Genomic DNA, 8,978 nt, shown 5'->3' on the forward strand with positions numbered 1-8,978 from the left:
CTCATCTATGCCAACACCGTCGTGCAACGCGGAACGCCGTGGACTGAAAAACTCCTCGGCGTTTAATGGTTGCTACGATTCCGTGTGTGCTCACCCCAGCGCCACATATCTGAACGCATCCCCGTCGCGTCTGATGTGGCCGCCGGAAAAATGCCCGCCGATCACCAGCGTCGCCGTGTCGGCAAAGCGCGAGAACAGCGTGCGCCGGCTCTCGGCCGCCTGCCCTGGATCGGCGTCGACGGTCGAGGACCAGTCGAGACGGGCCATCTGGCAGGGATGGTGCGCGGCATCGCCGGTGAGGAGGGCTTGCTCGCCGTCGGACCGGATCAGCACGCTCATGTGTCCGGGGCTGTGGCCGGGCGACGGGATCAGGCTGATCTCGTCGCAGAGCTGATGGTCGCTCCGGATCAGTTCGGCGCGGTCGGCGTCGACAATGGGTTTGACCGAATCCGCGAACACCGCGGCCTTGTCCGGCTCGCTCGAATTGTCGCGCCAGTATTCGTATTCGGTCCGGCCGAACACGTAGCTCGCCCTGGGGAAGGCGGGCTGCCACTTGCCATCGACGAGCTTTGTGTTCCAGCCGACATGGTCGACATGGAGATGCGTGCACAGCACGGTGTCAAAACTGTCGGGCGCAAAGCCTGCCGCAGTCATCGTCTCCAGGAACGGCGTATCGCGGTTGTTCCAGGTCGGGACGTTGCGGCCCTGCTTGTCGTTGCCGAGGCCGGTATCGACAAGAATGCGGCGCGTCGGCGTTTCCACCGCCAGCGAGTGGATCGCCATTTTCAGCCGACCTTCCTCGGTGGCGAAATGCGGAATCAGCCAGGGCATCTTCTGGATTTCGTCGCTGGTCGCGGCGGGAAGGATGAAACGGGTCGAGCCCACCGTCTCCATTTCCACGAACCTGGTGATTTTCACCTTGCCGACCGTCCACGACATTCCTGCGTTTCCCTTGTTCTTGCTGGCGGGGAAAGATGCGGGTTTCCGCCCGTTCGCGCAATGGATCATCCGGTGCGATGCGGCGTTATCGCGGCAACCGAGGAGGGAGCCATGCCAGAGCTCGCTATATCCGTCGACAAGGTCGCGTTCCTGATCGAGAAGGCGCGCGAATACGACGTCAAGGAAGGCAATGCGGACCCGGATTCCGGCTCGAATCCCACGGACGATGACAATCTCGACGTGCTCACGGACGATGGCTCAGATCCCGTCGGCCGCGAGCTCTCGGCCTTCATCGGCGACCTGAACGAGGATGAGCAGGTCGACCTGGTGACGCTGGTGTGGATCGGGCGCGGGGACGGTGGGGTCGACGACTGGAACGATCTTCGCGCCCGCGCTGTCGAGGCGCGCGCCGAATATCGCAATCCGCGCCGCGAGACGGCGCAATATCTTCTCGGCGAGCCGATGCTGGGAGACCTGCTCGCCGATGGTCTCGACGCCTTTGGCATGGACTGGACCGACGAGCGCACCACGGCAGATTCCTCCAGCCTCGGTGAACGCAACGAGAATGAGCCGACGAAGCGGCGCTAGCGCGCGCAGTCGACGATCACCGTTCCCACCTTGTCGCCCTTCTCGACCGCCATGTGGGCCTGCGCGGTCTCCGAGAGCAGAAACTGGCCGGCGATGTTGTGGATGCGTGTCCCTGCAGCCAGCCATTTCGAGATGTCGGCTTGCGCGGCAGTGAGCAGCGCCGGCGGTAGTGCGAACAGCACCAGCGAGCGCAGATTGATGCATTTTTCCATGAGATCGCGCATCGGCACCGTGGGCGTGCGGTTGCCGTTGGTGGCATAGACCGCGATCGTCGAATTCACCGCCATGAGCTTGAGCGTGGTGGCGATATTGCCGCCAAAGTCGACGTCGACGACATGGTCGACGCCGCGCCCGCTCGTGAACGCCATCGCCTTCGCGATGACGTCGTCCTCTCGGTAATTGATCACGAGATCGGCGCCCGCGCGCCGCGCCTGCTCGGCCTTGGCGGCCGAGCTCACGGTCGCGATCACTTCCGCGCCGCCCCATTTGGCGAGCTGCACGGCGTAGTGGCCGACCGCGCCGGCGCCACCGGTGACCAGCACCGTCTTGCCGACGATGGGGCCGTCCGCGAACAGGGCGCACCACGCCGTCATGGCGGGAATGCCGAGCGTTGCGCCTTCGGCAAACGACAGGTTTTTCGGCAGTGGCGTCACCAGCCGCTCGGCAAGCGCGATGTATTCCGCGGCCGTGCCAAAGGCGCGGCCGTTGCGCTGGCCGTTGAACAGCCAGACACGGTCGCCGATCTTGAACCGTGTCACGCCGTCGCCGATCTGGTCGATGAAGCCGGCGCCGTCGCTGTTCGGGATGACGCGCGGATACTCCATCGCCCGATAGCTGCCGCCGCGCCGGCCGACATCGGCCGGATTGACGCCTGATGCCTCCAGGCGAATGCGCACCTCGCCTGAAACAGCGACCGGCGTCGGCATCTCACCATAGGTGAGGACGTCCGTCGCCGGTCCCGTCTGCTCGTACCAAATCGCCTTCATCAGCTTTTCGTTCTCCGAAGCGAGGTCAAGTTGAACTGGTGCGGCATCGGGAATTCACCTCTCCCTTGGGAGAGGTCGGATTGCGGAGCAATCCGGGTGAGGGGTTACGCTCTCATGTGGTGCGGCACCCCCTCACTCGATTTGCTGGCGCAAATCGACCTCTCCCCGCTGGGGAGAGGTGAACCGAGCCCTCCGACGACCGATCCGACAAGGCGCCATCGCTCGTCACAGCGTTCCCGGGAAGGCGCCGCCGTCGAGCAAAATGTTCTGGCCGGTGATGAAGCCGGCCTTGGCGCCGCACAGGAACGCGCAGGCATAGCCGAACTCGTCGGGTTGACCGAAGCGGCCGGCGGGATTCTGCTTGGCGCGATCAGCCAGAATCTGTTCCGGCGTGACGCCGCGCTTGGCGGCTTCGGCCTTGGCCGTGCCGGTCAGACGGTCCGTCTCGAACGGGCCCGGCAACAGGCCGTTGATGGTGACGTTGTTGATCACGGTCTTGCGCGACAGGCCGGCGATGAAGCCGGTGAGGCCGGCGCGCGCGCCGTTGGAAAGGCCGAGGATGTCGATCGGCGCCTTCACCGCGGCCGAGGTGATGTTGACGATGCGGCCGAATTTTCGCGCCATCATGCCGTCCACCGTCGCCTTGATCAGCTCAATGGGCGTGAGCATGTTGGCGTCGATTGCCTTGATCCAGTCGTCGCGGGTCCAGTTGCGGAAATCGCCGGGCGGCGGGCCGCCGGCATTGTTGATGAGGATGTCCGGATCGGGGCAGGCCTTCAGCACCGCCTCGCGGCCCGCAGGCGTTGTGATGTCGCCGACGATCTCGGTCACGGTGACGTCCGGATAGGCCTTCCGGATCTCGTCGGCCGTCTTCTTCAGGGCATCTGCACCGCGCGCGGTCAGCGTGACGTGAACGCCTGCTTCGGCAAGCGCGATGGCGCAGGCGCGGCCGAGGCCTTTGCTGGATGCGCAGACGATGGCGCGGCGACCCTTGATCCCAAGATCCACTGTTTCACTCCCGTAATGTCGGATGGTTTGGACGCGGCACTCTAGCCAACATCAGCGCCGCTGATAAGGGATGCGTCCGTGTCAAAACGCATGGCGCGCCCGCGTGCCATGAAATCGGAGAGCGTTTTCAAGCGAAGTGGACACCGGTTCGCGTCAAGAAGGCGCGTTAAAGGAAGAGGCTAGATTCGCTGCTCCTTCTTGATGCGGTCGATGGCGGCCGCGGCCTCCGGCGGCAGCGACTTGAAACCCATCTGTCCCGCCGCCGAGAACAGCGGGCGGAGCTGCGAGCCGACAAGGAACGGCGGCTGCCGGTTGGCCGGCACGAGCTGGTCGAACACCAGCACCAGCGTAACAGCGACGAGGCCGACCCTGATGGCCCCGAGCGCGGCGCCGCCCACGCGATCCGGCAGGCCCGCTGCCGCGGCGGTGTCGTTGAGCGCGCGGCGGCCGAGACGGCCGAGCGCCATGCCCACCAACAGGAATATGACGAAGAACCACATCCAGTTCTGCAGCCACGTCGCTGCCAGATCGCGCGTGAGCTGCGGCGCGATGACAGGCATCAGCCAGACGGCGATCGGAGCGGCCAGCAGATAGGCCAAAATCGTCATCGCGCTACGCAGCAGTCCGGTCCGGAAACCGAAGCCGACCGCGATCGCCAGCGCCGAAGAGACCGCGAGATCGAAACTGTTCATGGCAACACCCTGCCTGCCCTGAATCAGAAACGGCGAAGCGATCAATCCGGTTTCAGATCGCTAAAATCGTCTGTAATGATGGGGCAGCAACGCCTTTCGGGAACCCAGCCAATGTCAGATATTTTCGATGTCAGCACCGAAACGATCCTCGTCACCGGCGCGAGCCAGGGTCTGGGCCGGCAATTCGCGCGCGTTCTCGCCGCCCATGGTGCCGCGGTCGTGCTCGCCGCGCGGCAGACGAACAAGCTGAAGACAATCGAAGACGAGATCCGCGCCAGAGGCGGCCGTGCCGCGGCCATCGCGCTCGACGTCACCGACACTGCATCGATCGCCAAGGCCGTGGATGCTGCGGAAGCCGCGCTCGGGCCGATCACCGTGCTGATCAACAATGCCGGCATCGCGATCGAAAAGCTCGCGACCGATCAGACCGAGGCGGACTGGGATGCCGTGATCGGCGCCAACCTCAAGGGCGCCTATTTTTTGGCAACGGAGCTCGCGCGGCGCATGATCGCGCGCAAGCAGGAGGGCAACATCGTCAACATCGCCTCGGTGCTCGGCACCGGCGTGTTGAAGGCGGTCTCTCCTTACGCGATCTCCAAGGCGGGCATGATCCAGGCGACGAAGGCGATGGCGCTGGAGCTCGCCGGGCAGAACATCCGCGTCAACGCGCTCGCGCCCGGCTATATCGACACCGAGATGAACCACGATTTCTGGGCAACGCCCGCCGGCGAGCGGCTCACCAAACGCATCCCGCAACGCCGCGTCGGCGCGGAAAGCGATCTCGACGGCGCGATTCTGCTGCTGGCGTCAAAAGCGTCGCGCTACATGACGGGGAGCGTGGTGACGGTGGATGGCGGGTTTTTGTTGGGGTGATCACCGCCGTCGTCCCGGGGCGCGACGAAGTCGCGAGCCCGGGACCCATACCCACAGGGAGAAGTTTGGCGTAGACTCGTGGTCGCCAGCTGCGCACCACAACCACTCCCTGGGGTTATGGGTTCCGGCCTGCGCCGGGACGACACCGTGAGTGAGGCGACAGCTTCGCGCCACCAGCGTGACGCTAACTCCCCCGCATCTCCGCCCTGATCATATCCGCGGCCTTCTCCCCGATCATGATGGTCGGCGCGTTGGTGTTGCCGCCGATCAGCGTCGGCATGATCGAGGCGTCGACGACGCGAAGACCTTCCATCCCATGCACGCGAAGTTTCGGATCGACCACGGCCATCGCATCGGTCCCCATCTTGCAGGTGCCGACGGGGTGATAGACGGTGTCGACGCGGTTGCGCAGGATGGCGCGGATGTCGTCGTCCGTCTTCACGTCAGCCGTGAACATGTCCTTCTTCTGCAACGCGCGCATCGCAGGCGTTTCCATCAGCCGCCGCGTGGTCTTGAAGCCCGCGACCATCGTCTCGACATCTTCCTCCTCGCCCAAGAAATTCGGATCGATCATCGGCGCGGAGAGCGGATCGGCGCTTTTCAGCCATACGCTGCCGCGGCTCTTCGGCCTGAGCAGGCAGACGTGGCATGAGAAGCCTGCTTCCTTGTGCTTCTTGCGGCCATGGTCGTCGAGCATCGCGATGATGAAGTGGAGCTGAATGTCTGGCACGTCGAGATCGGGCCGGGTCTTCAGGAAGCCGCCGCACTCGGCGAAGTTGGTGGTGATCAGGCCGCGCCGCTCGCGGCGGTACTGCTGAATGGCGCGGAGCAGGGATGGCAATCGGCCGAGCGACGCGTGAACGAAATGCGGATAGTCGGAGGCGTAGACGAACACGAAATCCGGATGGTCCTGCAGATTGCGCCCGACGCCCGGCAGATGATGCGCGAGGCCAATACCATGCTTGCCAAGCGCCTCGCCATCGCCGACGCCCGACAGCATCAAAAGCTGCGGTGACTGGAAGGCGCCCGAGGCGAGGATCACCTCGCGGCGGGCACGGAGCTGTTTCCTTTGCTTGCCCTGCACATATTCGATGCCGACCGCGCGCCCACCCTCGAACAGGATTTTCGTTGCCTGCGCCCCTGTCTCGACGCGCAGATTCGCGCGCTTGTCCATGTGGGGCTGCACATAGGCGCGCGCCGCGCTCCAACGCTCGCCATTTTGCTGCGTCACCTGGTAGCTGCCGAGCCCTTCGTGGTCCTCGGCATTGAAGTCCTCGCGGATGCGGAACTGCGCCTCGCGTGCGGCCTGATGGAAGATGTCATGGATCGGATTGTCCGAGCGCAGCTTATTGACATGCAACGGGCCGCCCTTGCCGTGATACTCGCCGTCGAAATCGGCGTTGTTCTCCGAGCGCTTGAAATAGGGCAGCACGTCCGCATACGACCAGCCGGCATTGCCGAGCGAAGCCCAGTGGTCGTAATCCCATTTGTTGCCGCGAATGTAGACCATGGCGTTGATCGCCGAGGAGCCGCCAAGACCCTTGCCGCGCGGTTGATAGCCGACACGGCCGTTCAATCCCTTCTGCGGCACCGTGTCGAAGGCCCAGTTGGCCGCGCTGTACGGCAAAGCGAGCCCGAACGGGGTGGTGATCCGCCAATTGTCGTTCTTCCCGCCGGCATCGAGCAGCGCCACGGACGTCGCCGCATCCTCCGACAGCCGTCCCGCCACCGCGCAACCGCCGGAGCCCGCGCCCACCACGACGAAATCGAATGTGTCAGTCACTTCTCACTTCCCCTATTGCATTTTCTTCTCGTCATTCCGGGGCGCGACGAAGTCGCGAGCCCGGAATCCATTTCGCCGCGTGTGATGCCGCTGGATGGATTCCGGGCTCGACGCTTCGCGTCGCCCCGGAATGACGGATAACTACGACATGAACCGCATCATCTTCTCCAGCCGCGCGATCTTGCCGCCATAGGGCGGGTAGAGATCCGCGAGCCGGTTGAGCCGTGAGCGATAGAACACCGGCTTCAGCTTGCTGAACGTGCGAAACCCCCATTCGCCGTGATAGGCCCCGGTGCCGGACGTGCCGACGCCGCCCATCGGCTGGTTGATTTGCGTGAAGTGGAACAGGCAGTCGTTGACTGTGACGCCGCCGGACACGGTGCGCATCAGCACCTCGTCGCGCGCGGTGCGGTCGTTGCCGAACCAGTACAGCGCGAGCGGCCGGTCGCGGCCGTTGATGAAGGCAATCGGCTCGGCCGCGTCGCGATAGCCCATCACGGGAAGGACGGGGCCAAAAATCTCTTCCTGCATGATCGCCATCTCGGGCGTTGCGCCGACCACCAGCGTCGGCGGGAATTTCCGCCGCGCCTTCCAGTTGGGATCATCGGCCTTGGCCGGTTGCAGGATTTTTGCCCCGCGCTGCGCGGCGTCAGCCACGAGCCGCTCCAGCCGCGCATAATGGCTGATCGAGATGATCGAGGTGTAATCCTTGTTGTTCGGATCGGTCCCGAACATGCGCTTGATATGCGCGCGCACCTTTTCCGCAAAGGCCTGGAGCGAGCCCTCCGGCACCAGCACGTAATCGGGCGCGATGCAGGTCTGCCCGGCATTGAGCAGTTTTCCGTAGGCGATGCGCTCGGCGGCCTCTTCGAGATCGGCGGACGGGTCGATGATCGCAGGCGATTTGCCGCCGAGCTCGAGCGTCACGGGCGTAAGGTTGCGCCCCGCCGCTTCCGCGACGATGCGGCCGACCCGGGTCGAGCCGGTGAACACAAGATGATCGAAGGGCAGGGTGGGGAACGCCTTTGCGACCTCGTCCTCGATGCCGGTGACGAGCATCTCGGTGGCGTCGAATTTTTGCGCCACCAGCTCCTTCAGCAGCGCGGAGAAATGCGGCACGAGCTCGCTCGGCTTGATGATGATTCGGTTGCCGGCCGCGATCGCGCCGATCGCGGGCGCCAGCGTGAGCTGCAGCGGATAATTCCAGGGCGCGATGATGCCGACGACGCCGAGCGGCTGCGGGATGAGCCGGTTGCGCGCCGGCAAGAACTGCAGCGCAGTGGCGATGCGCTGCGGCGCCATCCACTTTTTCAGATGTTTTGTGGCGTGGCGGATTTCGGAGAACACCAAAAGCGTCTCGGCGATGGTGGTCTCGACCGCCGAGCGGTGGCCGAAATCGGCCGAGATCGCCTGGCGGAAGCGCTCCTCATTGTCGGCGACGACGGCCCGCAGCCGCGCCAGCCGGTCGAGCCGCTCGTGCAGATCAGGAGCCGGCCTGGTGCGCGACTGCTCGACCATGGCATGGAAGGCATCGTCCAGCGCGCGCAGGGGCGCGCTCTTCAGCGGCTGGTCCAAGGCGCTCTCCCCAAAAATGGCGTTTCCTGAGTTAATGTTGTTGCCGCAAGCTGGCCCTTTGCGGAACTTATGGCAAGGGCTGGCTTTTTTGCCCCCAAGGACCTCGGGCAAGCGGCACCATTTCACCTGTCATAAAGTCGAAAAAAACGCGTCGCTGGCCTTTCCAAAGCCAGCTCGGGTTGATAGATAACCCCCGCGCCCGACGGCCTCAGCGCCATCAGGGTTGCCTTCCAAGGAAGCCTTTGGACACGGGAACCACGCGACAAGCGCTGGTCCCTCGCCTGTCCCCAGGTTTTACGAAGGCGTGCAACGGTTTAACGCGGGGTGGAGCAGCCCGGTAGCTCGTCAGGCTCATAACCTGAAGGTCATAGGTTCAAATCCTATCCCCGCAACCAAGTTCGGACTTCACCGGTTCCGATGACACCAAATGGCCCGCTTCGCGCGGGCCATTTTTGTGTGTGCCGAGCATGATCGACAGCTTGGAGGTGGAAGTCTTCTATCCAGCCTGATGGCGGCGAAGGATTAGCAAAGCGC

General features: G+C 64.2%; 8 protein-coding genes and 1 tRNA gene. 3 read left to right on the forward strand and 6 right to left on the reverse strand.

Going from position 1 to position 8,978, the window contains the following annotated elements; translation table 11 throughout:
- Positions 1 to 90: 90 nt before the first annotated feature.
- The gene (locus JQ632_RS38435; protein WP_212407922.1) at positions 91 to 939 is read right to left on the reverse strand and encodes an MBL fold metallo-hydrolase; all 849 of its coding nucleotides are present in this window, start codon (positions 937 to 939) and stop codon (positions 91 to 93) included.
- Between the two features lie 111 nt (positions 940 to 1,050).
- On the opposite strand from JQ632_RS38435, the gene JQ632_RS38440 reads away from it, so the two are divergent.
- Positions 1,051 to 1,527: a DUF3775 domain-containing protein gene (locus JQ632_RS38440; protein WP_212407923.1), complete on the forward strand. Its 477-nt coding sequence runs from the start codon at positions 1,051 to 1,053 to the stop codon at positions 1,525 to 1,527.
- On the opposite strand, the gene JQ632_RS38445 is transcribed toward JQ632_RS38440, so the two are convergent.
- The 3 genes from JQ632_RS38445 to JQ632_RS38455 all read right to left on the reverse strand — a co-directional run bounded on the left by JQ632_RS38445 (position 1,524) and on the right by JQ632_RS38455 (position 4,213).
- Positions 1,524 to 2,513, reverse strand: a complete 990-nt coding sequence (locus JQ632_RS38445; RefSeq protein ID WP_212407924.1) for an NADPH:quinone reductase — start codon at positions 2,511 to 2,513, stop codon at positions 1,524 to 1,526. The two genes, JQ632_RS38440 and JQ632_RS38445, sit on opposite strands and share 4 nt — an antisense overlap.
- A gap of 225 nt (positions 2,514 to 2,738) precedes the next feature.
- Entirely contained in the window at positions 2,739 to 3,521 is a 783-nt protein-coding gene (locus tag JQ632_RS38450; protein WP_212407925.1) for an SDR family oxidoreductase, read from the reverse strand.
- Between the two features lie 179 nt (positions 3,522 to 3,700).
- Positions 3,701 to 4,213, reverse strand: coding sequence for a CvpA family protein (locus tag JQ632_RS38455; protein WP_212407926.1), 513 nt, complete (start codon positions 4,211 to 4,213; stop codon positions 3,701 to 3,703).
- 111 nt (positions 4,214 to 4,324) lie between these two features.
- On the opposite strand from JQ632_RS38455, the gene JQ632_RS38460 reads away from it, so the two are divergent.
- The gene (locus JQ632_RS38460; RefSeq protein WP_212407927.1) at positions 4,325 to 5,086 is read left to right on the forward strand and encodes an SDR family oxidoreductase; all 762 of its coding nucleotides are present in this window, start codon (positions 4,325 to 4,327) and stop codon (positions 5,084 to 5,086) included.
- A 184-nt stretch (positions 5,087 to 5,270) separates the two neighbouring features.
- Here JQ632_RS38460 and JQ632_RS38465 read toward each other — a convergent pair whose 3' ends face one another.
- Together JQ632_RS38465 and JQ632_RS38470 are read right to left on the reverse strand one after the other, a co-directional pair.
- On the reverse strand, positions 5,271 to 6,869 hold the full coding sequence (locus JQ632_RS38465; protein ID WP_212407928.1) for a GMC family oxidoreductase: 1,599 nt from the start codon (positions 6,867 to 6,869) through the stop codon (positions 5,271 to 5,273).
- Between the two features lie 141 nt (positions 6,870 to 7,010).
- On the reverse strand, positions 7,011 to 8,444 hold the full coding sequence (locus JQ632_RS38470; protein ID WP_212407929.1) for a coniferyl aldehyde dehydrogenase: 1,434 nt from the start codon (positions 8,442 to 8,444) through the stop codon (positions 7,011 to 7,013).
- 318 nt (positions 8,445 to 8,762) lie between these two features.
- Here JQ632_RS38470 and JQ632_RS38475 point away from each other — a divergent pair.
- Positions 8,763 to 8,839 (forward strand) — tRNA-Met (locus JQ632_RS38475).
- Positions 8,840 to 8,978: the final 139 nt, after the last annotated feature.

It is taken from the genome of Bradyrhizobium liaoningense (genome assembly GCF_018130955.1).
GTDB lineage: Bacteria > Pseudomonadota > Alphaproteobacteria > Rhizobiales > Xanthobacteraceae > Bradyrhizobium > Bradyrhizobium liaoningense_C.